Source organism: Streptacidiphilus monticola, from assembly GCF_042658505.1.
GTDB classification, from domain to species: Bacteria; Actinomycetota; Actinomycetes; order Streptomycetales; family Streptomycetaceae; genus Streptacidiphilus; species Streptacidiphilus monticola.
This window is the reverse complement of sequence record NZ_JBHSQJ010000167.1, coordinates 1-23678: the sequence shown is the minus strand read 5'-3', so window position 1 is coordinate 23678 and position 23678 is coordinate 1. Positions and strand designations below refer to the sequence as shown.

26 protein-coding genes are annotated in these 23678 nt (G+C 74.2%); 15 read left to right on the top strand and 11 right to left on the bottom strand.

All coding sequences use genetic code 11. From position 1 onward, the window contains the following. The first annotated feature begins 145 nt into the window (after positions 1–145). On the top strand, positions 146–607 hold the full coding sequence (locus tag ACFP3V_RS30215) for a group III truncated hemoglobin (RefSeq protein ID WP_380590465.1): 462 nt from the start codon (positions 146–148) through the stop codon (positions 605–607). 190 nt (positions 608–797) lie between these two features. After that, a complete protein-coding gene (locus ACFP3V_RS30210) occupies positions 798–1190 on the top strand; it encodes a nuclear transport factor 2 family protein (protein ID WP_380590463.1) in 393 nt (130 codons plus the stop codon). Between the two features lie 37 nt (positions 1191–1227). On the opposite strand, the gene ACFP3V_RS30205 is transcribed toward ACFP3V_RS30210, so the two are convergent. The 3 genes from ACFP3V_RS30205 to ACFP3V_RS30195 are packed head-to-tail and all read right to left on the bottom strand — an operon-like array spanning position 1228 to position 3873. Further along, positions 1228–2013 (bottom strand): thioesterase family protein, encoded by a 786-nt coding sequence (locus ACFP3V_RS30205; RefSeq protein WP_380590461.1) that lies wholly within the window; start codon positions 2011–2013, stop codon positions 1228–1230. A 55-nt stretch (positions 2014–2068) separates the two neighbouring features. Continuing rightward, positions 2069–3331: an SLC13 family permease gene (locus tag ACFP3V_RS30200; protein WP_380590474.1), complete on the bottom strand. Its 1263-nt coding sequence runs from the start codon at positions 3329–3331 to the stop codon at positions 2069–2071. A 41-nt stretch (positions 3332–3372) separates the two neighbouring features. Continuing rightward, entirely contained in the window at positions 3373–3873 is a 501-nt protein-coding gene (locus ACFP3V_RS30195) for a DUF4232 domain-containing protein (protein ID WP_380590471.1), read from the bottom strand. A gap of 98 nt (positions 3874–3971) precedes the next feature. Here ACFP3V_RS30195 and ACFP3V_RS30190 point away from each other — a divergent pair, with 98 nt between their 5' ends. After that, positions 3972–4706, top strand: a complete 735-nt coding sequence (locus ACFP3V_RS30190; protein WP_380590458.1) for a class I SAM-dependent methyltransferase — start codon at positions 3972–3974, stop codon at positions 4704–4706. Between the two features lie 10 nt (positions 4707–4716). On the opposite strand, the gene ACFP3V_RS30185 is transcribed toward ACFP3V_RS30190, so the two are convergent. The 3 genes from ACFP3V_RS30185 to ACFP3V_RS30175 are packed head-to-tail and all read right to left on the bottom strand — an operon-like array spanning position 4717 to position 8205. Further along, positions 4717–5064 (bottom strand): UBP-type zinc finger domain-containing protein, encoded by a 348-nt coding sequence (locus tag ACFP3V_RS30185; protein ID WP_380590456.1) that lies wholly within the window; start codon positions 5062–5064, stop codon positions 4717–4719. Then, positions 5061–6506 carry an ATP-binding protein gene (locus tag ACFP3V_RS30180; protein WP_380590468.1) on the bottom strand — a complete coding sequence of 482 codons (1446 nt, stop codon included), beginning with the start codon at positions 6504–6506 and terminating at the stop codon, positions 5061–5063. Before ACFP3V_RS30180 ends, ACFP3V_RS30185 begins: the two co-directional genes overlap by 4 nt. A 13-nt stretch (positions 6507–6519) precedes the next feature. Continuing rightward, the gene (locus ACFP3V_RS30175) at positions 6520–8205 is read right to left on the bottom strand and encodes an NAD(P)/FAD-dependent oxidoreductase (RefSeq protein WP_380590454.1); all 1686 of its coding nucleotides are present in this window, start codon (positions 8203–8205) and stop codon (positions 6520–6522) included. A 154-nt stretch (positions 8206–8359) separates the two neighbouring features. Here ACFP3V_RS30175 and crcB (ACFP3V_RS30170) point away from each other — a divergent pair, with 154 nt between their 5' ends. The 10 genes from crcB (ACFP3V_RS30170) (at position 8360) to ACFP3V_RS30125 (ending at position 16286) form a co-directional block, all read left to right on the top strand. Next, the gene (crcB, locus tag ACFP3V_RS30170) at positions 8360–8836 is read left to right on the top strand and encodes a fluoride efflux transporter CrcB (RefSeq protein WP_380590451.1); all 477 of its coding nucleotides are present in this window, start codon (positions 8360–8362) and stop codon (positions 8834–8836) included. Then, on the top strand, positions 8833–9186 hold the full coding sequence (locus tag ACFP3V_RS30165) for a DUF190 domain-containing protein (protein ID WP_380590448.1): 354 nt from the start codon (positions 8833–8835) through the stop codon (positions 9184–9186). The genes crcB (ACFP3V_RS30170) and ACFP3V_RS30165 overlap by 4 nt, the downstream gene beginning before the upstream one ends. Further along, positions 9183–9548, top strand: coding sequence for a fluoride efflux transporter CrcB (crcB, locus tag ACFP3V_RS30160; protein WP_380590445.1), 366 nt, complete (start codon positions 9183–9185; stop codon positions 9546–9548). The genes ACFP3V_RS30165 and crcB (ACFP3V_RS30160) overlap by 4 nt, the downstream gene beginning before the upstream one ends. 128 nt (positions 9549–9676) lie before the next feature. Then, on the top strand, positions 9677–10909 hold the full coding sequence (locus ACFP3V_RS30155; RefSeq protein WP_380590442.1) for a sensor histidine kinase: 1233 nt from the start codon (positions 9677–9679) through the stop codon (positions 10907–10909). Further along, positions 10906–11571, top strand: a complete 666-nt coding sequence (locus tag ACFP3V_RS30150; protein ID WP_380590439.1) for a response regulator — start codon at positions 10906–10908, stop codon at positions 11569–11571. The genes ACFP3V_RS30155 and ACFP3V_RS30150 overlap by 4 nt, the downstream gene beginning before the upstream one ends. Positions 11572–11773: 202 nt before the next feature. Further along, on the top strand, positions 11774–12670 hold the full coding sequence (locus ACFP3V_RS30145) for a Gfo/Idh/MocA family protein (RefSeq protein ID WP_380590436.1): 897 nt from the start codon (positions 11774–11776) through the stop codon (positions 12668–12670). A 57-nt stretch (positions 12671–12727) separates the two neighbouring features. Then, positions 12728–13972 (top strand): D-alanyl-D-alanine carboxypeptidase/D-alanyl-D-alanine endopeptidase, encoded by a 1245-nt coding sequence (gene dacB, locus ACFP3V_RS30140; protein WP_380590433.1) that lies wholly within the window; start codon positions 12728–12730, stop codon positions 13970–13972. A 75-nt stretch (positions 13973–14047) separates the two neighbouring features. After that, positions 14048–14257: a DUF1918 domain-containing protein gene (locus tag ACFP3V_RS30135; protein ID WP_380590430.1), complete on the top strand. Its 210-nt coding sequence runs from the start codon at positions 14048–14050 to the stop codon at positions 14255–14257. A gap of 87 nt (positions 14258–14344) precedes the next feature. Beyond that, complete coding sequence (locus ACFP3V_RS30130; RefSeq protein WP_380590427.1) at positions 14345–14797, top strand: VOC family protein; 453 nt, start codon at positions 14345–14347, stop codon at positions 14795–14797. 691 nt (positions 14798–15488) lie between these two features. Continuing rightward, complete coding sequence (locus ACFP3V_RS30125; protein WP_380590424.1) at positions 15489–16286, top strand: PIG-L family deacetylase; 798 nt, start codon at positions 15489–15491, stop codon at positions 16284–16286. Here ACFP3V_RS30125 and soxR read toward each other — a convergent pair. Then, a complete protein-coding gene (soxR, locus tag ACFP3V_RS30120; RefSeq protein WP_380590421.1) occupies positions 16270–16755 on the bottom strand; it encodes a redox-sensitive transcriptional activator SoxR in 486 nt (161 codons plus the stop codon). The two genes, ACFP3V_RS30125 and soxR, sit on opposite strands and share 17 nt — an antisense overlap. Before the next feature lie 68 nt (positions 16756–16823). Between soxR and ACFP3V_RS30115 the strand changes: the two genes are divergently transcribed. Continuing rightward, on the top strand, positions 16824–17510 hold the full coding sequence (locus tag ACFP3V_RS30115) for a transketolase (protein ID WP_380590418.1): 687 nt from the start codon (positions 16824–16826) through the stop codon (positions 17508–17510). Between the two features lie 39 nt (positions 17511–17549). Beyond that, positions 17550–18455 carry a transketolase family protein gene (locus ACFP3V_RS30110; RefSeq protein WP_380590415.1) on the top strand — a complete coding sequence of 302 codons (906 nt, stop codon included), beginning with the start codon at positions 17550–17552 and terminating at the stop codon, positions 18453–18455. On the opposite strand, the gene ACFP3V_RS30105 is transcribed toward ACFP3V_RS30110, so the two are convergent. The 4 genes from ACFP3V_RS30105 to ACFP3V_RS30090 all read right to left on the bottom strand — a co-directional run. Continuing rightward, positions 18412–19938 carry an MFS transporter gene (locus ACFP3V_RS30105; protein WP_380590412.1) on the bottom strand — a complete coding sequence of 509 codons (1527 nt, stop codon included), beginning with the start codon at positions 19936–19938 and terminating at the stop codon, positions 18412–18414. The genes ACFP3V_RS30110 and ACFP3V_RS30105 overlap by 44 nt on opposite strands. After that, positions 19935–20558, bottom strand: a complete 624-nt coding sequence (locus ACFP3V_RS30100; protein WP_380590409.1) for a TetR/AcrR family transcriptional regulator — start codon at positions 20556–20558, stop codon at positions 19935–19937. The genes ACFP3V_RS30105 and ACFP3V_RS30100 overlap by 4 nt, the downstream gene beginning before the upstream one ends. Positions 20559–20636: 78 nt before the next feature. Next, the gene (locus ACFP3V_RS30095) at positions 20637–21338 is read right to left on the bottom strand and encodes an SWIM zinc finger family protein (protein WP_380590406.1); all 702 of its coding nucleotides are present in this window, start codon (positions 21336–21338) and stop codon (positions 20637–20639) included. Further along, a partial coding sequence (locus ACFP3V_RS30090; RefSeq protein WP_380590403.1) for a DEAD/DEAH box helicase occupies positions 21335–23678 on the bottom strand: 2344 nt, incomplete at its 5' end. The genes ACFP3V_RS30095 and ACFP3V_RS30090, both read right to left, overlap by 4 nt.

Sequence of the window (23678 nt, the reverse complement as noted above, 5' to 3'; positions counted from 1 at the left end):
CACCCCGGCCACCCCACCCCCCCTGCCACTTCTTCCCCGCCACCTCCACTCCTCCCCACGGCCCGGCCCCGCGAGCTCACTCCTTCCCACGGCCCCGCCCCGCCCCGCCACCTCCTCCCCGCTCCGGGTGACTACCCTGAGCCCCATGCCGTACAGGGACATCAGCGGACGGGCCGACCTCGAAGAGCTGCTTCGGCGGTTCTACACCGCAGCCTTCGCGGACCCGCTCATCGGGCCGTATTTCACCGAGATCGCCGGCACCGACCTGGAGGCGCACCTCCCGCACATCGCCGACTTCTGGGAGCGCGCGCTCTTCCGCACGGCGGACTACCGGCGCAGCGCCTTCGCTCCGCATGAGGCGCTGCACGCCGAGCAGCCGCTCACCGCGGAGCATGCGGGGCGGTGGGTGCAGTTGTGGCGGGCGGCCGTGGACGGGCGGTTCGCGGGGGAGAACGCCGAGCGCGCGAAGAACCAGGGGGAGCGGATCGCCGTGACGCTGGTCAAGCGGCTCAACGGGCAGGACGCGTCCTTCGAGGCCCAGGAGGAGGCGCCGATGGGTTTCGTCCCGCTCGCGGGCCTCCTGCTCCGGCGGCCGAGCGACGGCTAGCGCCCCTGACCGTGAACGTCCGCGGATTCCCGGGCCCCGGAGGACGGGGACTGCTTGGATGAAGGTCGGATCAGATCCCGCCCCGGGCACTTGGCCTCACAGTGGGTCAGGGATCCGAAACAGCGGGTCAGGGATCCGAGACAGTGGGTCAGGATCCGAAGGATCGCCGATCGGGACGGGGACGGTTGGGATGAGGACAGAGCAGGTGGCCTTGGTCGCCGCGCTCCACGAGGCCGAGCAGCGGTTGCAGGCCGCCATTCGATCAGGGGATGTCGGGACGCTGGACCTGCTGCTGGACGACCGCGTCGTCTACACCGGGCCGGACGGCCGCTCCCTCACGAAGGAGGAGGACCTGGAAGCGCACAGTTCGCGGGCCTTGGCCGTCGAGGTTTTCGAGCAGCAGGACCTGCAGGTGACAGTGGTGGGCTCAACGGGCGTCACCCGTGTCCTGGCCGTGCTTCAGGGCAACGCCGCAGGACGGCCGTTCACCGCGCGCCTTCGCTACACCCGCACCTGGGTGCATGCCGATGACACCTGGCGCGTCCTCGCCGCCCATGCCAGCTCGGTACCGGACTTCGGGTAGGCAGGAGCCCCGAGGGGAGTTTTCTCCCGGCACGGCACTAGCGTTCGGCGACGATGAGGGTCTGCAGGATCCGGCCGCACTCCCCGGTCGTGTCGTGGAGTTCGCCGGAGGCGAGGCCGGAGCCGGTCGGGGCCGCGGTGGTGGCGGCGCGGAGGCAGAGCCAGGGGCCGACCGGGTCGCGGGGGAGGGCGAGGGTGACGTCGGTGTTGATGACGAGCCGCGCGACGTGGTCCAGTTCGAAGGCCACCGCCCAGTTGCTGTCGGCGATGGTGAGTGCGCGGGTCAGCGGGGTGTCCGGCTCGTCCGCGACCAGCGGGATGCGCTGGCGGCCCCAGACGGTGCCGGGCCCCGGGACGTTGAAGCCGCCCTCGGCGTTGCGCCACTCCATGGCGGAGACGTAGCCGTCGGCGTACGCGCCCTTGAGGGGCTCGAAGGGCTGAGGTCCCGGTAGCGGGGGAGCGGCCGGGGCGGGGTTGAGTGACGGAGTGTCAGCCGGGGCGGCGGCCAGGCGCCAGGCGCGGGCCAGCATCACCGGCCGGCCGTCGGCGACGAGTTCGCCCTCCAGGATCTCGGCGCTGCGACCCGAGTGCAGGGTCCGGACGCGCACCTCGAGGTCCGCGACGGGGACCGGGCGCGGGATCTCCAGGGTGACGCGCGCGACGCGCATGCCTTCGCGTGGCTGGTGGCGTTCGAAGGCCCGGCCGAGCAGGGCCGAGGGCGGCCCGGCGTGCTGCAGCTGGGGGCTCCACGGGCCGGCCGTGGAGTGCGTGCTGGCGAACAGGCCGTCGCCGAGGTCCCGGTAGAAGCTGCTGTGCTCTGCCATGCGGCGAGGATACTCTCCGGTAACCGAGGCGAGGCGGTCACCCGGCTGCTCCGGCTCAGCCGCCCAGGGTCTGGAGCGAGAGCCACAGGGCGACGGTCGCGGCGACCAGGGCGGCGGGGACGGTGAGCAGGCCGAGGCGGGTGAACTCGCGCAGGTCGACGGTGCGTTCGTGGGCGTGGACGATCCGCCGCCACAGGAGCGTCGCGAGGGAGCCCGCGTAGGTGAGGTTGGGGCCGATGTTGACGCCGAGCAGCACGGCGAGCACCGGTCCGGCGCCGTGCGGGGCGGTCAGGGGCAGCAGCATCAGGGTCGCCGGGAGGTTGTTGACGACGTTGGCCGCCACGGCGGCGAGCACGGCGATGCCGAGCAGGGCGGCGAGTGACGTTCCGTCAGGCACCAGGTGGGCCAGGCCGTTCGCCAGGCCGTGGTCGACGACGCCCTTGACGACGATGCCGAGGGCCAGGACGAAGGCGAGGAAGGGGACCGAGGCCGCGTCGAGCAGTTGGCGAGGGGTGGCCGTGCGGTGGCGCAGGGCCCGGGCCGCCAGGACGAGTGCTCCGGCGAGGGCGGCCCAGGCGGGGTTCACGCCGACGGCGGAGGCGAGGACGAAGCCACCGAGGGTGGCGGCGACGACCGCCAGCACGAAGGCGGGCGGCCGCAGTCGCTCGGTCGAGGCCGCCGCGTCCGGGGCCGGGGTCTCGGCCAGGTCGGCGGCGAAGAAGCGGCGGAAGACGGCGTACTCAAGGCCGATCGCGACCAGCCAGGGCAGCGCCATCAGGCCGGCGAAGTGCAGGAAGCCCAGGCCGCTGGCGGCCAGGGCGAGCAGGTTGGTGAGGTTGGAGACCGGCAGCAGCAGCGACGCGGTGTTCGACAGGTGAGCGCAGGCGTACACGTGGGGCCGGGAGCGGACCCGCAGTTGGGAGGCGGTGGCGAAGACGACCGGGGTGAGCAGGACGACGGTCGCGTCCAGGCTGAGCACCGCTGTTACGGCGGAGGCGAGGACGAAGACGCCGACGAGCAGGCGGGGCGGGCGGCCCGCCGAGCGGCGGGCGAGCCACTGGCCGCCGGCCCGGAACAGGCCCTCGTCGTCGCAGAGCCGGGCGATCACCAGGACGGCGGCGAGGAAGCCCACCACCGGCCCCAGCTGGGTGAGTTGGTCCCGTGCGTCGGCCCAGGGGACGGCTCCGGTGCCGACGGCCAGGGCCGCCGCCGGGACCGCGGCGACCGCTTCCGGCAGGCCGCGGGGCCGGGCGACGGCGAAGACCAGGACGAGTGCCAGGAGTGCGGAGCACAGCAGCTCCGCAGGCCAGCCGTTCAGTGCGGTACTCCCGGTGCGTGGACGGGCAGGACCCGCCCAGACTACGCGGTGCGTCCGACCGGGTTGACGTCGAAGCTGCCGCAGACCTGCAGGCGGTAGGGGATCAGCACGGGGCGGTAGCTCGCCGGTGGGTAGACCCGGACATAGCCGGAGACGGCGCGGCAGGGCGCGCCGAGGCCGCGGTTGTTCGTCCGCACGGTCGCGTAGACGGTACGGCCGGGGGCGACGGAGACGGTGGTGACGGGGTGGGGGTTGCGGCTCGCGGCGGCGCCGATCTGGCGGCCGTGGGAGTCGAGCACGCTGACGCCGGGGTAGCCGCGGAGCGCGCAGGTGTGGTGCGAGGCGTTGCGGAACCGGATCGGATAGAACAGGGAGCCGGCGCCCCCGGTGACCCGGCCGATGGAGAGCCGCAGGTCGGCGGTGGTGCAGGTGGGGGTGCGCGGGGACGCCTGCGCGGAGGCGGGCACGGCGGCCACGGCTCCGCCGGCGGCGAGGACGGCGACGGTGCCGAGGGTGGCGGCCCGCCTGCTGAACTGGCGCATGGGGAACTCCTCTTCGCTGTGGTTCCTCTGAAGAAGCCCTACCCGGTACACGCCGTCCGATGGTCGGACGGTTGCGGGGGTGGGGCAGGATGGGCCGCATGGCGGAGAGCAGTGACACGGTGAAGGACCTGCAGGCGGCCTCCTTCGGTGCGGCGGCGGGGGAGTACGAGCGGGGCAGGCCCACGTACCCGGCGGAGGCGGTGGCGTGGCTGGTGCCGGAGACGGCCCGGCGGGTCGTCGATCTGGGCGCGGGGACGGGCAAGTTGACGCGCGCGCTGGCCGCCCCCGGGCGGGAGCTCCTCGCGGTGGAGCCGTCCGCGGGGATGCGGGCGGAGTTCGCCCGGGTGCTGCCCCGGGTGCCGGTGCTCGCCGGGACGGGTGAGGCGCTGCCGCCCCCGGACGGGTGGGCGGACGCCCTGGTCTGCGGACAGGCCTGGCACTGGGTGGACCCGGACCGGGCGGTACCTGAGGCGGCCCGAGTTCTGGCGCCCGGTGGGCAGTTGGGGCTGGTGTGGAACTTCCGGGACGAGGCCGAGCCCTGGGTCGCCGAGCTGGACGGCCTGCTGCGGGCTCGCGGCGAGGACCGCACGGACCATCGTCAGCTGGAACGGCTGGAGCCGTGGTTCGGCCCGCTGGAGGAGCATGTCGTCCGCTGGAGCCACCCGGTGACGGAGCAGCAGCTGGTGGACATGGTGGCCTCCCGCAGCTACGTCATCACGATGGCCGCGGACGAGCGCGAGCGCCTGCTCGGTGAGGTGCGGGCGCTGGTCGCCCGGGCGCGCCCGACGAGCCTGCCGTACGTGACCCACTGCTACCGCGCCCGGCGGCGGTAGCGCCGCACCGTCAGTGCAGCTTCTGCTTCCAGTCCGCGGGCACGCGGTCGCGGGGGCCAGGTGCGGGCTGGTCGAGGGGGTGGTGGGCGGGACCGGCCAGTTCGGGGCCCGACTCGTAGAACTCCTCGGTCGGGTAGCTCCAGAACCACTCCTCGCCCGGCTCGAAGCTGCGGATGAGGGGGTGCCCCGTCTCCTTCGCGTGCGCGGTCGCGTGCTGGGCCGGGCTGGTGTCGCAGCAGCCGATGTGTCCGCACTGCGCGCAGCGGCGCAGGTGGAACCACCAGCCGCCGGCCGCGTCGCACTCGGCGCAGCCCGTGCCGGAAGGGAGGGCGTCGGGGTCGAGGCCGGGAAGGCTCATGAGGGGTCCTCCTGGGGACGGAGCGGGAGCCGCACCCGGAACCGGGTGTCGCCGGGGCGGGAGTCGAGCCGGAGGTCGCCGTGGTGCTTGTCGACCACGATGCGCCAGGAGATGTCGAGGCCGAGCCCCGTCCCCTGGCCCACCGGCTTCGTCGTGAAGAAGGGTTCGAAGATCCGCTCGCGGATCTCCTCGGGCACGCCGGGGCCGGTGTCGCAGACGTCGACCAGGACGTGCTCGTCGTCCGCGTCACGCGCGGTGCGGACGGTCAGTGTGCCGGTCGGGCCCATCGCGGCCAGCGCGTTGTCGATGAGGTTCGTCCAGACCTGGTTCAACTCGCCGGGATAGCACGGTACTTCCGGAAGTCCGCGGTCGTACTCCTTGACCGTGCGCACTCCCGGCGGGATCTTGCCGCCGAGCATCACCAGTGTGCTGTCCAGCAGTTCGTGCAGGTCCACCCGCCGGTACGGGGCGCGGTCCAGCTGCGAGTACTGCTTGGTCGCGTCCACCAGGGCGGAGATCCGGGTGGTGGCGTCCTCGATCTCGTTCATCAACAGCTCGGTCTCGACGGTGTAGTTGAGCCAGCCGAGCGCGCCGATCAGCGTCGGGGCGTCCACCGCGGCCTCGACCAGGTCGAGCCAGGCGGGGTCGAGGCCGGCCTGGACGAAGGTCGGGGCCAGCTTCCACGGGTCGGGGACGTCACGGTCGTCGAGCCAGTCCTCGACGGCCTGCTCCCGGTCGCTCACCTCGAGCGGGCTCAGCGCCGCTCCCTTGGCCTTGGCGACCTGCTCGACCGCCTTCTCCTGGAGGCCCATCAGCACCTCAAGGGTCTCCGCCGAGAACTTCCCGGCGGAGAGGACGGCCAGCTTGCGCCGCATCTTGGCGACGCGGTCGCGCAGGTCCGAGGTGGCCCGGACCGCCGCGGCGGCGGGGTTGTTGAGCTCGTGGGTGAGCCCGGCCGACAGCGAGCCGAGGGCCAGCAGCCGCTCGCGCTGGCTGACCGCCTGCTGGGTCACCCGGGTCCCGAAGAAGAGGCCCTCCAGCAGGTGGACCGCCATCGGGAACCACTCGCGCATGAGGGTCGCGAAGGACTCCGCGGAGATCACGAAGAAGCGGGAGGTCTCGGTGACGCGCATCGAGCTGTTGTAGGTCTGCGGCACCTGATCGCCCAGGTAGGACTGGAAGGCGCCGGTGTAGACGCCGCGCTGTGAGGTGCGGTTGACCTCGACGTCGTCCGTGCCGACCAGGCGCGAGAGCACCAGAGTGCCGTGGAGCAGCACGTAGAAGCAGGTGGCCGGGTCGCCCTGGCGGTACACCGGGCCGGGCGGGAACTCCTCGACGCGGCCGTGCGCGCACAGCCACTCCAGCTGGTCCGGCGTCAGCTTCTCGAAGAGGAACAGGGTCCGCAGTTCGTCCGGGCTGCACAGCATCGGCTTGGTCATCAGATCACGGTCTCCCTCACAGCCGCTCCAGGTACCGGTGGACGAGCATCACGGCCATCGCGCCCTCGCCGACCGCCGAGGCGACCCGCTTGGCCGACTCGGCTCTGGCGTCCCCGGCCACGAAGACGCCGGGCACGCTGGTCTCCAGGTGGTAGGGCGCGCGCTCCAGCGGCCAGCCGGGCGGGAGTTGGCCGCCCGGGGCCAGGTCCGGGCCCGCCAGGACGAAGCCCGCGGCGTCCCGGTCCACCACACCTTCCAGCCAGGACGTCAGCGGCGCGGCGCCGATGAAGACGAACAGCCAGTGGGCGGCCACCGTCTCGCGCTCCCCGGTGCGGGTGTCGCGCAGCGTCAGCAGCTCCAGGTGGTCCTCGCCGTGCGCCTCGACCACCTCGGTGAACGGGCGGACCGAGATGTTCGGGATGTTCTCGATCTGCTGGATCAGGTAGTGGGACATCGACGCCGCCAGGGACTCGCCGCGCACCAGCAGCGTCACCGACTTGGCACCCCGGGCCAGGTAGACGGCCGCCTGCCCGGCCGAGTTGGCGCCGCCGACGATGTAGACGTCCTCGCCCTGGCAGCTGGGCGCCTCGGTCAGCGCCGAGCCGTAGTAGACGCCGCGGCCGGTCAGCTCGGTCAGCCCGGCGGCGTCGAGCCGGCGGTAGGAGACGCCGGTCGCCAGCAGCACCGTGTGCGCGGAGACGCCGGTGCCGTCCGCGAAGCGGACCGTGCGGCCGCTGCCGTGCACCTCCAGCCCGGTGACCTCACGGGCCGTCAGCAGCTCCGCGCCGAACTTCGCCGCCTGGCGGCGGGCCCGGTCGGTCAGCTGTGCGCCTGACACGCCGTCAGGGAAGCCCAGGTAGTTCTCGATCCGCGAGCTCTGCCCGGCCTGGCCGCCGGTGGCGGTGCGCTCCACCAGCACGGTGCGCAGCCCCTCCGAGGCCCCGTACACGGCCGCGCCCAGACCGGCCGGGCCGCCGCCGATGACGACGAGGTCGTAGAAGTCGGCCGCCGGGGAGGTGGCCAGGCCCACCCTGCTCGCCAGCTCCTGGTCGTCGGGCTCGACGAGGGCGGTGCCGTCGGGAGTGACCACCAGCGGCAGCCGCATGGCGTCCGCGCCCGCGGCGGCCAGCAGCCGCGCGCCCTCCGGCTCGTCGGACGGGTACCAGCGGTAGGGCACCTGGTTGCGGGCGAGGAACTCGCGGACCTCGGAGCAGCGCGCGGACCAGCGGTGGCCGACCACCTTGGTCTCCGGCACCGGCTTGTGGTCCGCCGCGAGCCAGGCCGTCAGCAGGTCGTCCACCACCGGGTAGAGCTTCTCCTCCGGCGGATCCCAGGGCTTGAGCAGGTAGTGGTCCAGGTCCACCACGTTGATGGCGTCGATGGCCGCGCCGGTGTCGGCGTACGCGGTCAGCAGCACCCGGCGGGCGGACGGGTAGACGTCCATGGCCTGCTCGAGGAACTCGATGCCGTTCATGTCCGGCATCCGGTAGTCGGCCAGGATCACCGCCACCAGGTCGCCGCGGAGCTTCAGTTCGCGCAGCGCGTCCAGCGCGGCAGCGGGCGTCTCCGCACGGACGATCCGGTGCTCGCCGCCGTAGCGGCGGCGCAGGTCGCGGGCGACGGCACGGGAGACGCCCGGGTCGTCGTCGACGGTGAGGATCACGGTGCGGGCGGTGGCGCTGCCGGGCTCGGACTCGGTCATCTGCTTCCCCCGGGGCTCGGTTCCCTGCGAGTGCTGGGTGAGGTCCGGATCATCGTAGGCACGGCCGACCGGGCCGCGCCCGGCAATTGCCCCGGCAATCGGCAAGGGGGGTCCACCGATATCGTGGCAGCCGGACCGGAAGGGAGACGCGGTGGTGGACGGCAGGTCGGAGGCGCTGGGCGCGCCAGGGGCGGTGTCCCCGCGTCCCCGCCCCCGGGTGGTCCACGGCCAGGGCCCGGTCCTCGCCGTCGTGGCCCTCGGCGGGGCACTCGGCGCCTGCGCCCGCTACGGCGCCGGGCTGCTGTGGCCCGCGCCGGCGGGCGGCTTCCCCTGGACGACGCTGGGCGTCAACGCGCTGGGGTGCCTGGTGATCGGCGCGTTCCTGGTGGCGATCACCGAGGGCAGGCCGGTGCACCGGCTGGTCCGGCCCTTCTTCGGCACGGGCGTGCTGGGCGGGTTCACCACCTTCTCCACCTACGCGGTCGACATCCGGCGGCTGGTGGAGGGCGGCCGTCCCGCGGCAGGGCTGCTCTACCTGCTGCTCACGGTGGCCGCCGCGCTCGTCGCGGTGTGGACGGGGGCCGCCGTGACCCGACGGATCGTCAGGGCGACGGAAAGGAGGCCGGGATGAGGCTCACCGGCTCCGCGCTGCGGGTCACCGTCTTCGTCGGCGAGAACGACAGCTGGAAGCACCGGCCGCTGTACTCGGAGATCGTCCACCGGGCGCGCGCCGCGGGCCTGGCGGGGGCGTCGGTCTTCCGCGGCATCGAGGGATTCGGCGCCTCCTCGCTGATCCACACGGCGCGGCTGCTGTCGCTGAGCGAGGACCTGCCGGTGGCGGTCGTCATCGTGGACACGGAGGAGCGGGTGCGGGCGTTCCTGCCGCAGCTGGACGAGCTGGTGACGGAGGGCCTGGTGATCCTCGACGACTGCGAGGTCATCCGCTACGTCGGGCGCGAGGCGGAGGCGTCCGAGCGGTGAACTGGCTGCTGGTGGTGGCGGGTGCGGTCTTCGGTGCTCCCGCCCGGTACCTGACGGACCGTTGGGTCCAGGCGCGGCACGACAGCGTCTTCCCCTGGGGGACGTTCGCGGTCAACGTGGCGGGGTCGTTCGTCCTGGGCGTGGTGACCGGGTCGGGCGAGATCCCGGCCAAGGTGCAGCTGCTGGTCGGCACCGGCTTCTGCGGTGCGCTGACCACGTACTCCACCTTCTCCTTCGAGACGCTGCGGCTGGCGGAGGACGGCGCGGGCTTCTACGCCGTCGCCAACGTCGTCGGCAGCATCGCGGCGGGCCTGGGCGCCGCGTTCAGCGGCGCGGCCGTCGCCTCGGCGCTCTGGAGCTGACGCCCCCGGCGCGCGTCCGGAGGCCTGCCGTCCCCGAGGCGGCCCAGGGTCCGGTCCGCCCTGCGTCGCTGGCCGGGTCCGACCTGAGATGTAGGTTCCCGCCCGCATCCGCCCTGCACACTGGTGCGGTGAAGGTTCCTCCGCAGCTCCCGCGCCTCTACCAGGCCGCCCGCGACTGGGGCGGGCAGCACCCCACGGTCGTCGACCTCGGCTGGGCGCTGCTGATGCTGAGCCTTGCCTGGGTCCAGCCGCGGGTGCGGCCGACCAACGGCTTCGCCTTCTGGCCGCTGCTGCTGCAGTTGGCGCTGGTGCTGCCGCTGACGCTGCGTCGGCGGGCGCCGTTCCCGGTGTTCCTGACCACGGCGGCGGTGGCCTTCCTGCAGTGGGTCACCACCGGCGTCATGCCGGCGGACGCGGCCGTGCTGTTCGCGCTGGGCACCGTTGCCGTGCACTGCCCGGGGCGGCAGGCCGCCGCGGCCTTCGGCGTCTCGGAGTTGGGGGCGCTGCTGGCCGCCTGGCGGCTGACGCCCGATCCGGCCCAGGAGCCGGACCGGACCCCGGGGGACGTGGTGGGACTGTTCGTGCTGCTGTCCGGCATGGTCGTCGCCGCGCTGGCGGTGGGGCTGGCCATCCGGTCCCGGCGCGCCCAGGTGGCGGGCCTGCGGGAACGTGCGAGCGCGCTGGAGCAGCAGCGGGACCAGCAGGCCGCGCTGGCGGTCGCCCGGGAACGCTCGCGCATCGCACGGGAGATGCACGACATCGTCACGCACAACCTGTCCGTGATGGTCGCCCTCGCCGACGGTGCGGTCTACGCCGCCGAGAAGTCCCCCGAGCGGGCGACGGCGGCCATGCGGCAGTCCGCCGAGACGGGCAGGGCCGCCCTGGCCGACATGCGCCGCTTCCTCGGCGTGCTGCGGGCCGACGAGCCGGACGCGCTGCGCCATCCGCAGCCGGGGCTGGGGCAGTTGGAGACCCTGGTGCAGCAGGTGCGGGCCGCCGGCCTGCCCACCGAGCTGCGCCTGACGGGCGATCAGGACGCCGCCTCCGCGGGGGCGCAGCTGACGGCGTACCGGCTGGTGCAGGAGTCGCTGACGAACACGCTCAAGCACACCGCGCCCGGCGCCCGCGCCTTCGTCAGCGTCCATGTGACCGACCGGACATTGGAGTTGGACATCCGCGACGACGGCCGCGCGCTGCCGCGCCCGCCCGGCCACGTCGGCCAGGGCCTCGGCGGCATGCGCGAACGGGCCGCCGCCTACGGCGGCCGGCTCACCGCCGGCCCCCAGCCGCTCGGCGGCTGGCGGGTGGCGGCGGTACTGGATCTGAAGGACCCCGAGGCACGGGAGAAGGAGTCGGCATGACGGTTCGGGTGCTGCTGGTGGACGACCAGCCGCTGCTGCGGGTGGCCTTCTCAATGGTGCTCGACTCCCAACCCGACCTCGAGGTGGCCGGGGAGGCGGACGACGGGGCCGCCGCGGTCCGCCTCGCCCGCGAACTGCAGCCGGACGTCGTGCTGATGGACGTGCGGATGCCCGGGATGGACGGTATCGAGGCCACCCGGGAGATCGTCGCCTCCTGCCCGGAGACGAAGGTCCTCATCCTGACCACCTTCGATCTGGACGAGTACGCCTTCTCCGGTCTGAGGGCGGGGGCCTCCGGCTTCATGCTGAAGAACGCGCAGCCGGAGGAGCTGCTGGCGGCGATCCGCGTCGTCGCGGCGGGCGAGGCGGTGGTCGCCCCTCGGGTGACCCGCCGCCTGCTGGACGCCTTCGCCGACCGCCTGCCGGCGACCGGCAGGGGAGGCCAAGGCCCGGACGCGGTGGCGGCGTTGACGGCCCGTGAGCGGGACGTGCTGATCCAGGTGGCACGCGGCCTGTCGAACGCGGAGATCGCCGCGGAGCTGTTCCTCGCGGAGGCGACGGTGAAGACCCACGTCAGCCGCATCCTCACCAAGCTGGGCCTGCGCGACCGCGTCCAGGCCGTCGTCTTCGCCTACGAACAGCACCTGGTCATCCCTGGCTGAGTTGCACCGCCAGGGGCGCGAGGACACTGCGCGGGCGGCCCACCCCCCAGGGAGGTCCGACCTGCAGTCAGGGACGGACCTCCCTGGGTGGTGGGCCGCCCGCGGTGGGGGCACCTCCCGCAGTGGGGGCAGCCCCGGCCGAAGGCTGGGGGAGGGTGGGGGGTCCTCGCGCCCCTGGAGGGGGCGTGGCAAGCTCTGCGGAATGAAGATCGCTGTGATCGGGCTCGGGGACATCGCCGAGAAGGCGTACCTCCCCGTCCTCACCGCCCAACCCGGGCTGGACCTGCACCTGATGACCCGTGATGCGAAGAAGCTCGACCGCATCGGGGACCAGTACCGGCTGCCGCACCGCCACGCCACCCTCGCCGGGGCCGTGGACGCCGGCGTCCGCGCCGCGTTCGTCCACGCCGCCACCGCCGCCCACGTGGAGATCGTGGAGACCCTGCTCCGCGCGGGCGTCGACGTCTACGTCGACAAGCCGCTCGCCTACACCCTCGACGACTCCCGCCGGCTCGTCGAGCTCGCCGAGGCGGAGGGGCGCAGCCTGTGCGTGGGCTTCAACCGTCGCCACGCCCCCGGGTACGTCGAGGCCGCGCGGCGTGACCGCTCGCTGATCCTGCTGCAGAAGAACCGTCACGACCTGGCCGAGGACCCGCGGACGTTCGTCTTCGACGACTTCGTCCATGTCGTCGACACCCTGCGCTTCCTCGCCCCCGGCGAGGTGACCGGCACCCGGGTGCGGCACCGCCGGCGCGCCGGGGACGGGCTGCTGGAGCACGTCGTCCTTGAGCTGTCGGGTGAGGGCTTCACCGCGCTGGGCATCATGAACCGGGCCAGCGGGTCCACCGAGGAAGTGCTCGAAGTGTCGGGCGGCAACGGCAAGTTCGAGGTGCACAACCTCGGCGACACGGTCGACCACCGCGATGGCGTGCCCGCCCTCGCCCGGCGCGGCGACTGGACTCCGGTCGCCCGGCAGCGGGGGATCGAGCAGGTGGTGCTGCGCTTCCTCGACGCCCTGCGCGCGGACGAGCGGCTGGACGCCCGGGACGCCCTGCGGACGCACGAGATCTGCGAACTGATCGTGCGTGAGATCGGCTGACCTGTCATGCTCTGGGGTCGGCAGATCAGCTGATCATCGGCTCGGGGAGGGGCAGGCGTGCGCAGGACGCTGACAGGGGTGGCGGTACCGGCGGTGACGGTCGCGACGGCGGCCGCCGTGCTGGCGGCGGGCAGTGGGAGCGCGGCAGCCGCGAGCGGGCCGACGGCGGCGGACAAGTCGATCGCCGCCAAGTTGAGCAGCCGCTTCCCGGCTGCCCACCTGGGAACCAACGCGGGCGGGCTGGTCCGTGACGTCGCGTCAGGCCGCACCGTGTGGGCCCAGGGCTCCGCCAAGGCGCTGATGCCCGCGTCCACCGAGAAACTGGCCACGGCGGCGGCCGTGCTGAAGATCCTTGGGCCGAACCGGACCGTCCGCACCCGCGCGCTGCTCTCCGGACACACGCTCTACCTGGTCGGCGGCGGTGACATGCACCTCACCAGCACCGACCTCGACGCGCTGGCCAAGGCCGCCGCGACGGCCCTCAAGGCGCGCGGGCTCACCTCCGTCGGCCTGCGTGTCGACGACTCGCTCTTCCCCGCGCCCGCGCTGTCGCCGGGCTGGAGTTCCGGCTACTACCCCAGCACCCTGGCCCCGGTCCGGGCGCTCGCGCTGCTGGGGGACCGGGTCAACGACACCTCCCTGCACGCCGGCCAGGTCTTCGCCCGCCGGCTGTCCTCGGCGGGCGTGCATGCCTCGGCCCCGACGCGGGCGAAGGCTCCCGCGGGCGCGGTCCAGCTCGCCTCCCGGACCTCGGCGCCGCTGGCTGCGGCGGTCGAGTACATGCTCAAGAACAGCGACAACAACGTCGCCGAGGGCGTGGCCCGGCTGGCGGCGCTCGCCACGCACCGCGCCGCGAACTGGCAGGGCGTCACCGCCACCGTCCGTGCGGCGCTGGCCGGTTACCACGTGCCCACGGCCGGCACGGTGGCCTACGACGCGAGCGGACTGTCCCGCAGCGACCGGATGACCGCCGGGACGCTGGCCTACCTGGCCGCGCTCAGCGTCGACCCCCGCTACCACGCGACGCTGTGGCCGGTCTACGCCGGCCTGCCGATCGCGGGCAAGGACGGGACGCTGTCGAAGGCGGAGGGCCGGTTCACCACCAAGCCCAGCAACTGCGCCGTGGGCAAGCTGGAGGCCAAGACCGGCACGCTGACCGGTGCGGTGGCCCTGGCCGGGGTCACCAGGGCCAAGGACGGCCGGTGGAAGTCCTTCGCCTTCGTGGAGAACGGCAGCCTGGCGACCGCGACCGCCCGCCGGGCGCTGGACGGGCTGGCCGCGACGGTGGTCGGCTGCTGGTAGCGGGTCGACGGGCAGGCGGGACGGGCGGATGATGGTTCCCGAGAGAGCACGCTCCCCTCGGGAGGGAGGACCGCCATGCAGGCCCAGATCGGTGACCAGGTCCTGGTCGAGAGCGAGCGGGCGGACCGGCACCGCCGCTCCGGCAAGATCGTCGCGCTGCACCACCCGGACGGAACCCCGCCCTACGACGTCCGCTGGGACGACGACGGGCATGTCTCCGTCGTGTTCCCCGGCCCCGACGCCCACATCCGCCACGTAGGGACGGGTGCCGACAGCGGGATGTGAGGCGCGGGCGGCGGACCACGGTCCACGGGGCGGCGGATCACCTGATCCGGTTGCCCCGGGTGCCGGCTCGGGGCTAGAACCGGGTGCATGGCGCTGCACTGGAAGCTGGTCATCGACAGCCGCGACGCGACGACGCTCGCCGATTTCTGGGCGGCTGCCCTGGAGTACGAGGTGGAGGACCCCAGCGAGCTGGTGGACCGCCTGGTCGCGGCAGGGCAGTTGCCCGAGTCGGCCGTGCGCGAGCACGGCGGTCGGCGCACGTTCCGCGGGTACGCGGCGATCCGCCACCCCGAGGACCCCTACGACGAGGTGAGCGGCATCGGCAAGGGGCGGCGGCTGCTGTTCCAGGACGTGCCCGAGGGCAAGACGGTCAAGAACCGCCTGCACATTGACGTCCACTCAGGCCCGGACGGCCTCGACGCGCTGGTCGAGCGACTGGTGAAGCTGGGCGCGGAACGCGTCCGCGAACACGACGAGGGCCCGGTCGGCCACTGGTGGGTCCTCACGGACCCGGAAGGCAACGAGTTCTGCGCGGCGTGACCCCGCGGGCGGGAGCCGTCCCCGGTCCCTCACCTGCCCTCCGGCGTCGGACCTTCGCCGGGACGCCGCCCGAGCGCGGTCGGCGCCTGCTGCTCCATGCCCGCTCCCCGGGTCCCGCTTCCGGCGTCCCCCGGCCAAGCGACTCCCCGCCGGCCTTGGCCCGGCCGAGCGAGGCAGAAGCCTCGCCTGGGGCGCCCCCTACGGACAGGAAGCCCGCCCGGCGCGGCGGGGCGCTACACGGAGTGCCGCGAAGCGCCGTCGCACAGCAGCCCGCCCGCCGCCGGGGCCTGGCGAGTGGGCCGGCGGCCATGACTGCGTCGGCCCAACGGCTGTGGGGGAGTCCGCCTTGCCCCGCGCGGCAGTGACGCCGGACGCGCTGGGCGCGTGCCGCACAGCGGCCGCCGCGGGGCCGGGATCCGGGGATCCGTACAGAGGTCTCGCCGGCGCTGAGCCAGGGCTGTCCGGGCCGCCCGGAACGTGGCGGGGCGCTCGACGCGGTGTCCCCGGAGCGCCCCGCGCGCCGGCCTGTCGCCGGGTCCGGGCCCGAGTGAGCCGCGGCCCATGCGTTCACCTTGGCCCACGTAGGCCCCGTTGTGCGGCCCCGTTGGGCCGGGACCGGTGGACGTGTCCGCAGGCAGGGGAGGCCGGGCGCGGGGGTACGCTCGGGCGCACACGTGCAGGGAGGTGGGCGGTGGAGAAGGGGCGCGGTGGGCTGCTCGCGGTGCATGCGCATCCGGACGACGAGTCGCTGTGGAGCGGCGGGGTGCTCGCCCAGCATGCCGCGGAAAGGCGCGCCACCGCCGTATTGACGTGCACGGACGGGGAGTTGTGGGACGGCAGTTCCTTGGCCGCGCCGGGGACCCGGGCCAAGGAGTTGGCGCAGGCGCTGTCCGTGCTCGGGGTGCGGGAGTCGGCGCTGCTGCCCTACCGCGACTCCGGCGCCGGTGAGGCCGGGCCGGGCTCGCTGCGCGCGGCGCCGTTCGAGGAGGTCGTGGAGGGGATCGTCGCGTACATCCGCGCCGTCCGGCCCGCCGCCGTGCTGACCTACGACGCGCACGGGGGCTACGGTCACCCCGATCATGTGCGGGTCCACCAGGCCGTGTTGGCCGCAGTCGAGGCCGCCGCCAACCCCTACCGGCATCCCGGGGCGGGGGAGCCGTGGGCGGTGCGGTCACTGTGGCTGGCGACGGTGCCCGAGTCGCTGGTCCGCCGGCTGACCGCGCTGGGGCTGGACGAGCCGCTGCCGTCCACGCCGGACGCCGAGATCTCCCTGGCCGTGGACGTCCGCCCCTGGCTGGAGGTCAAGTGGCAGGCCCTGCGCGCGCACGCGTCGGAGTTCGCGCGGGGCGCCCGGGTGGCGGCGTTCGAGGAGCCGCAGCTGCGGCGGCTGTGCCTGGGCACCGAGTGGTACCTGCACCGGCCCGGTCCGGGCAGCGTCCGCCGCTTCCCCGCGGCCGGGCGGCCGCCACTGCTCAGCGACCTGGCCTGACCGGGCGCCGCGGCTCGGGCGGTTCGTCGCCGAGCAGGTAGCGCGCGCCGGCGCCGCGCTCGGCGGCGGTGTCCTCGGGGTTGTAGAGCGAGCAGGTGCGCAGCGACAGGCAGCCGCAGCCGATGCAGCCGCCCAACTTGCGTCGTAGCAGCTGGAGTTCGGCGATCTGCTGGTCGATGCGGCGTTGCCAGGCGCGGGCGACGGGGGCCCACTCGGCCGCTGTCGGGGCGTGGTCGGCGGGCAGCCGGGACAGGGCCGCGCCCGCCTCCTCCAGGGAGAGGCCGACCCGCTGCGCGGCCCGGACGAAGGCGACGCGGCGCAGCATGGAGCGCTGGTAGCGGCGCTGGCCGCCGGTCGTGCGATTCGCGGAGATCAGGCCGAGCTGTTCGTAGTAGCGCAGTGCCGAGGTGGCCAGGCCGCTGCGGGCGGCGAGTTCACCGATCGTCAACTGGTCCGCCAGGGTGCTCATTTCCGTTCGCCTTTCCGCCGCGTGGAGGCGCTTGACTTCAAGTGCGCTTGAAGTTGCAGCCTATCCGCATGACCACGACCTGGGACTCCCGACTTCCGCTGGACCTCGTCGCCCGGATGACCGGGGACGAGAAGCACAGCCCTGCCGCCCTCTCCACCCTCGACGCGCTCTGGGTCCTCTACGACCGGGTGCTGCGGGTCTCCCCGGAGACCGCCACGGCCCAGGACCGCGACCGCTTCCTGCTGTCCAAGGGCCACGGCCCGATGGCCTACTACGCGGTCCTCGCCGCCAAGGGCTTCCTCACCCCCGAGCAGCTCGACGGCTTCGGCGGCTGGGACTCGCCGTTGGGCCACCACCCCGACCGCACGCTGGTGCCGGGCGCCGAGATCGGCAGCGGCTCGCTGGGCCACGGTCTGGGACTCGCGGTCGGCACCGCGCTCGGGCTGCGCGCGCAGGGGCTGGACGACCCGGCGGTGTGGGTGCTGGTCGGCGACGCGGAGCTGGACGAGGGCAGCAACCACGAGGCCGTCGCCTACGCCGGGGCCGTCGGACTCGACCGGCTGCACGTGCTCGTCGTCGACAACCAGTCCGCCACGCACGGCTGGCACGGGGGCATCGCGGCGCACTTCGACGTCGCCGGCTGGTCCACCGCGACCGTCGACGGGCGCGATCACGACGCCCTGTACGCCGCCTTCACCCAGCCGCATCCGGGGCGGCCGCACGCGGTCGTCGCCGTCACCGAGCCCAAGCACTGACCCGAGCACTCGCCCGAACTCCGAGGGGAACGGACCACCATGATGCGTGAACGCTTCACCACCATCGCGAGCCGCCTGCTCGACGAGGACCCGCGCACCGCGGTCGTCCTCGCCGACATCAGCACCGACGCCTTCAAGGACGCCGCCCTGGCGCACCCGGACCGGGTGGTCAACGTGGGCATCAGGGAGCAGTTGCTCGTCGGCGTGACCGGCGGGCTGGCGCTGGCCGGGCTGCGCCCGATCGCGCACACCTTCGCCAGCTTCCTGGTCGAGCGCGGCTTCGAGCAGATCAAGCTCGACCTGAACCACCAGGGCGTCGGCGCGGTGCTGGTGTCGATCGGCGCCTCCTACGACCGGGCCGGGGCGGGACGCACCCACCAGGCGCCGGGCGACGTGGCGCTGCTGGACACGCTGCCCGGCTGGACCGTGCACGTGCCGGGCCACCCGGACGAGGCCGAGCTGCTGCTGCGCTCCGGCGTGGCCGAGGACGGCCTGGTCTACCTGCGGCTGAGCGAGCAGACCAACGCCCGTGCGCAACCGGTGCGCCCCGGCGGCTTCCTGACGGTGCGTGAGGGGCGCACCGGGCCGGTCCTGCTCGCCGTGGGGCCGCTGCTCGACACGGTGCTGGAGGCCACCGAGGGCCTGGACGCGACCGTGCTCTACGCCGCGACGATCCGGCCCTTCGACGCCGCCGGGCTGCGTGCCGCCACGGCGGACCGGCCGGCGCCCGAGGTGGTGCTCGTCGAGCCCTACCTGGCCGGGACCTCCGCCGGGTTCGCCGCCGAGGCCCTCGCGGACCGGCCGCACCGGCTGCTGTCGCTGGGCGTGCGGCGCGAGGAACTGCGGCGCTACGGCACCATGGCCGACCACATCCGTGCCCACGGGCTGGACGCGGCCTCGGTCAGGCAGCGCGTCGCCGCGTTCGCAGCAGCAGGTGCACGATGACGGCGGCCGCCACCAGCAGACCGGCGCTGAGCAGGGAGGCGGCGTGCATGGCGTGGACGAAGGAGTCCTTGGCGGCACGGGCCAACTCGGCGCCCTGCGGGCCGCCCTGACGCTCCGCCACGGCGAGGGCGTCGCCGAGGGAGTCGGCGGCGCGTCCGCCGAACGGCAGCCCGGCGCGGTAGTCCTCGGTCAGCGCCGCGGCGACCAGGTCGAAGCACAGGGCGGTGCCGAGCTCGTAGGCGGTCTCGGAGACGGCGCCCGCGGCGCCGGCCTTCTCGGCCGGGGCGGCGTCCAGGACCATCGTCGTGCTGAGGGCGTAGACGACGCCCTCGACCGCGCCGATGGCCAGGAAGACGGCCGCGATGGCGAGGTAGGGCGTGTCGCCCCGGAGCAGGCCGAGCAGTCCGGCGCCGAGGCCCATCGCGAGCAGGCCGCCGACGAGGGCGCGCCGGGCGCCCAGCCGCCGGGCCAGTCCGGCGGCGACCAGGCCGCCCACGGTGGAGCCGAGGAAGGCCGGCATGTCGGCGAGCCCGGCCCGCAGCGGGGACCAGCCGCGGACCAGCTGGAAGTACTGCGAGAGGAAGAACAGCACGCCGGCCAGCCCGATCAGGGCCATCAGCGCTCCCGCGACCGCCGCCGTGAACCGGGGCTCGCGGAACAGCCGGACGTCCAGCAGCGGGACCCGCAGCCGCAGTTGGCGGCGGACGAAGAGCCAGAGGCCGGCGGCGCCGAGGACGAGGGTGAGGGCGACGTCCGCGCGCCAGGGGCCGTCCACCGCCGCCACCTTCACGGCGTAGACGGTGGCGACGACGCCGGTCAGCGACAGGCCCACGCTGGGCAGGTCCCAGGCGCCGGGCTCCGGGTCGCGGGACTCCGGCAGCAGCCGGGCGCCGAGCAGCAGGAGCACCGCCACCAGCGGCACGTTCATCAGGAAGACGGAGCCCCACCAGAAGTGCTCCAGCAGCAGCCCGCCGAGCAGCGGGCCCGCCGCGGCGCCGGCGGTGGCCGCCGCGCCCCAGATGCCGATGGCGCGGGCGCGTTCGCGCTCGTCGGGGAAGAGGGAGCGGATCAGGGAGAGGGTGGCGGGCATGATGGTGGCTCCCGCGACGCCGAGCAGCGCGCGGGCGGCGATCAGCCAGCCCGGGCCTGGGGCGTAGGCGGCGAGCACGGAGGCGGCCGCGAAGGCGGCGGAGCCGGTGAGCAGGACCCGCTTGCGGCCGATCCGGTCGCTCAACGAGCCCATGGAGACCAGGAGTCCGGCCAGGACGAAGGAGTAGGCGTCGCCGATCCAGAGCAGCTGGGTGGCGCTGGGGTGCAGGCTCTCGCTGATCACGGGAAGGGCCAGGAAGAGCACGGTGGCGTCCAGGGCGACCAGCAGCACGGCCACGACCAGTACGCCGAGCGCCGTCCACTCGCGGCGTCCGGCGGAGCTGTTATGTCGGTAGGCGGAGGTGGTCTGGGAGACCGTCAGGGAGTGCGTCATGGCAGGTCGTTCCTGTGGGTCGTGGGGGTCGCGGCCGAGTCGGGGGCGGCGGGCCCGGGGGTGTGGGCGGCGGTGACGTCGCTGCGGACGACGCCGCCGAGGAAGAGTTCGGTGAGGGCGCGGGTGCTGTCGCGGGCGGCCAGGCGGCCGTCCTGGACGGCCCAGCCGACGCCTGCGAGGAGGGAGAAGAAGGCCTCGGAGAGCCAGCCCGCGGGCAGCTCGACGCGCAGCAGGCCCTGCTGCTGCCCGCGCAGGAACAGCGCCCCGACCCGGGCGTCGATCTCGTCCCAGGCGCGGGTGATCTCGTCGTCGTCGAACAGGCGGCTCTCGCCGGACAGGAAGGCCACCAGCTGCGCCTCGGGGATCATCCGCTCCGCCAGGCGGCGCACGGCGGCGACCGGGTCGCCGCTCTCGATCCGGGCGGCGTCCACCGCCGCGTCCATCCGGCGCAGGGCGAAGGCGGCGATCTCGCCGATCAGCGCCTCGCGGCCGGGGAACATGCGGTGCAGCGTCGCCCGGCTGATCCCCGCCGCGCGGGCGATCTCGTCCATCGCCGCGCTGGGCTGCCTGGTGAGCAGCCCGACGGCGGCAGTGAGCACCTGTTCGCGTTCCATGGCCATGGAACGAGGATATCTCAACTGAGACAGCTATGTCTCATGAGATTCAGCTGTGTAGCGGCGGCGTCGGTCCGGCGGGGATCAGAGCTGTCCCTCGTCCTCGTCGCGCATGGCGGCGTACGCGGGGGCCAGCCAGTGCTCCAGCGCCCGGCCGCGTATCGAGATGCCGGACGGCCCCAGCTCCTCCAGCGCCGAGCGGCGGCCCGGCGCCTGCGGCTCCGGCTCCGGGTAGGGGGCGGACTCCACCCAGAAGCCCGCGAGCGGGGGCCGGGCCGGAAGCCGGCGCAGCCGGTGCAGCAACCGGTTCTTCTCCCGGCCCCGCCAGGTGGTGAGCAGGAATGGGTCCGCGTCCACCCGGTCGGCGAACGCGCCCAGCACCGCCGCGAGATGGCGGCAGTCCGGGTCCCGGGCCGGGCAGGTGCACTCCAGGGACAGCTCCGCCGCCTGCCCCGGCAGCAGCGACAGGCCCGCCCGGGCCAGCGACGCGTCGAGGTCGGGAGGGAACTGACCCTGGGTCAGCAGCCGCAGCGCCTCCGACGGCGGCCGGGCGACCGCCTGCTCCGCGCGCTGCCACTGCTCGGCATCCCACACGGCGAGATCCGCCCACGTCTCGAAGCGGTCCTGCTGCTCCTCCACGACGGCGTGCACCGAGCCCGGCCCCACCGTCAGCTCCGCCACCCGGCGGACACCGCTGCCCGCGCCGCGCATGGCGTCCGCGGACAGACCGGAGCCGATCCCCAGTACCTCGATCCGCGTCAGCAGCCGCTCCGACCAGGCCCTCATGCCTCGCTCACCGCCTCCTCGGCCAGGGACAGCGCCTCGCGCAGCGCCTCCTCCGACAGCTCCGCCAGCCACTCATCGCCGCCCGCACCGACCGAGCCGATCACGGCGTCCGCCAGCGCCCGCTTGGCCTCCAGCATGTCGGCCACCCGCTCCTCGACCGTGCCCACGCACACCAGCCGCCGCACCTGCACCTCGCGGCGCTGACCCAGCCGGTGCGCCCGGTCGGTGGCCTGCTCCTCGACCGCCGGATTCCACCAGCGGTCGAGATGCACCACCTGGGAGGCGGCCGTCAGGTTCAGCCCGGCACCGCCCGCCTTGAGCGACAGCAGGAAGACCGAAGGACTCCCGGACCGCTGGAAGCGGTCCACCAGATCGCGGCGGCCGCGCTCCGGCACCCCGCCGTGCAGGAACAGCACCGGTGCCCCCAACCGCCGCTCCAGGTAGGGCTGCAGCAGCGACCCGAAGGAGGCGTACTGGGTGAAGCACAGCGCGCTGTCGCCCTCGGCGAGCGCCTGCTCCAGCACGTCCTCCAGGGCGGCCAGCTTGCCCGAGCGGCCCTCCAGCCGGACGCCGGGCCCCGACTCGCCCGCGTACAGGGCCGGGTGGTCGCAGATCTGCTTGAGCCGGGTCAGTGCCGCCAGGACCAGGCCGTGGCGCTGACGGCCCGTCGTCTGCTCCACGCGCCGCATCAGGTCGTTCACGACCGCGCGGTAGAGGCCGGCCTGTTCCGGGGTGAGGTTGCAGAGCAGGGTCATCTCCTGCTTGCCGGGCAGCTCGGCGGCCACGGCCGGATCGCTCTTGAGTCTGCGCAGCAGGAACGGACGGGTGCGCGCCCGCAGTTCGGCCGTGGCGCGGACGCTCGCGTTCCGTTCGATCGGCACCGACCAGCGCTCCTTGAACCGCTCCGCGTCCCCGAACAGACCCGGATTGGCGAAGTCCAGCACGGCGTGCAGCTCGGCAAGGCGGTTCTCCACCGGCGTGCCGGTCAGTGCCAGGCGGTGGCGGGCGGGCAGCGAGCGCACCGCGCGGGACTGCAGCGTCGCGGTGTTCTTGATGTGGTGCGCCTCGTCGGCGACGACCCGGTGCCAGGCGATCTGACGCAGCGTCGAGAAGTCGCGCTGGGCCAGGCCGTAGGTGGTGATCACCAGATCCGCCTCGGCGGCGGCGCCGCGCAGGGCACGGCCGGAGGCGCGGCCGGCCCCGTGGTGGACGTGGACCCGCAGCTTGGGCGCGAAGCGCGCCGCCTCCCGCTCCCAGTTGCCGACCAGGGACATCGGGCAGACGAGCAGCGTCGGCGCGGCAGGCGGCTCGGGCGCGGACTGTTCCAGCGCGAGCAGCGCCAGCGTCTGCACGGTCTTGCCCAGGCCCATGTCGTCCGCCAGCACGCCGCCGAGGCCGAGCCGGGTGAGCCGGGCCAGCCAGGCCAGGCCCGCGCGCTGGTAGGGGCGCAGCCGTCCGCCGAAACCGGGCGGTGGGTCCAGCGGTTCGTCCGTCGCAACGTCCTGGGCGTGGCCCTGCAGCTCCTCGACGAGGGCACGGAGCGGGCCGGTGACGTCGCGGACCGAGACCGGCAGCCCGGCGGGCTCCTGACCGTCCATCACCATGCGCAGGATCTCGGCGGCGGTGGCCTCGCCCTCGGCGTCCGGACCGGCGAGGAAGGCAGCTGCGGCAGCGAGGCGGGCCGGATCGGCGGCCACCCAGCCCCCGCGCACGCGGACCAGGGTGCCCCGCGCCGCGGCCAGCCCGGCCAGCTCCTCCGGCGTGAGCTCCGCCCCGCCGAGCGCCAGCTGCCAGCGGAACTCCAGCAACTCGTCCCGCCCCAGCGGGCTGGGCCGCTCCACCACCCCGGCCTGGACCGGACGGGCCGTCAGCAGCAGCCCCAGTGAGGGTGGTTCGCGCCACCAGGCCGGGAGCAGCGTGAAGAACCCTGCGGCGTCCAGCTCGGGCGCGGCCCCGCGCAGGAACTCCAGCGCGGCACCGCGGTCCAGGACGACGCCCTCGGGGTGGCGGCTGAGCAGCGCAGGGGCCAGCTCGGGACGGAGCCGCGCGGCGCGTTCCAGCTCCCGGCCCAACTCGCCCTCGGGATCGGGCACCTGCGCCCGCAGCGCCTGGGCGGCCGGGCCCTCGGCCCACAACTCGCCTGCGGTGAGCAGCAACGAGGGTTCGCCGACGGGATGCAGCACCAGCTCCAGCCACCAGTCGTCGTCCTCCGCGTCGTCGCCGCGGATCGGCGGCTCGACCATGCGGAACCCGACGCGCAACGGGCCGTCGGCGTCCCCGCCGCCACCACGCAGCCAGGCGCGGAGCCGCGCCGCGAGCGCGTCGGCGGCCTCGCCGGCG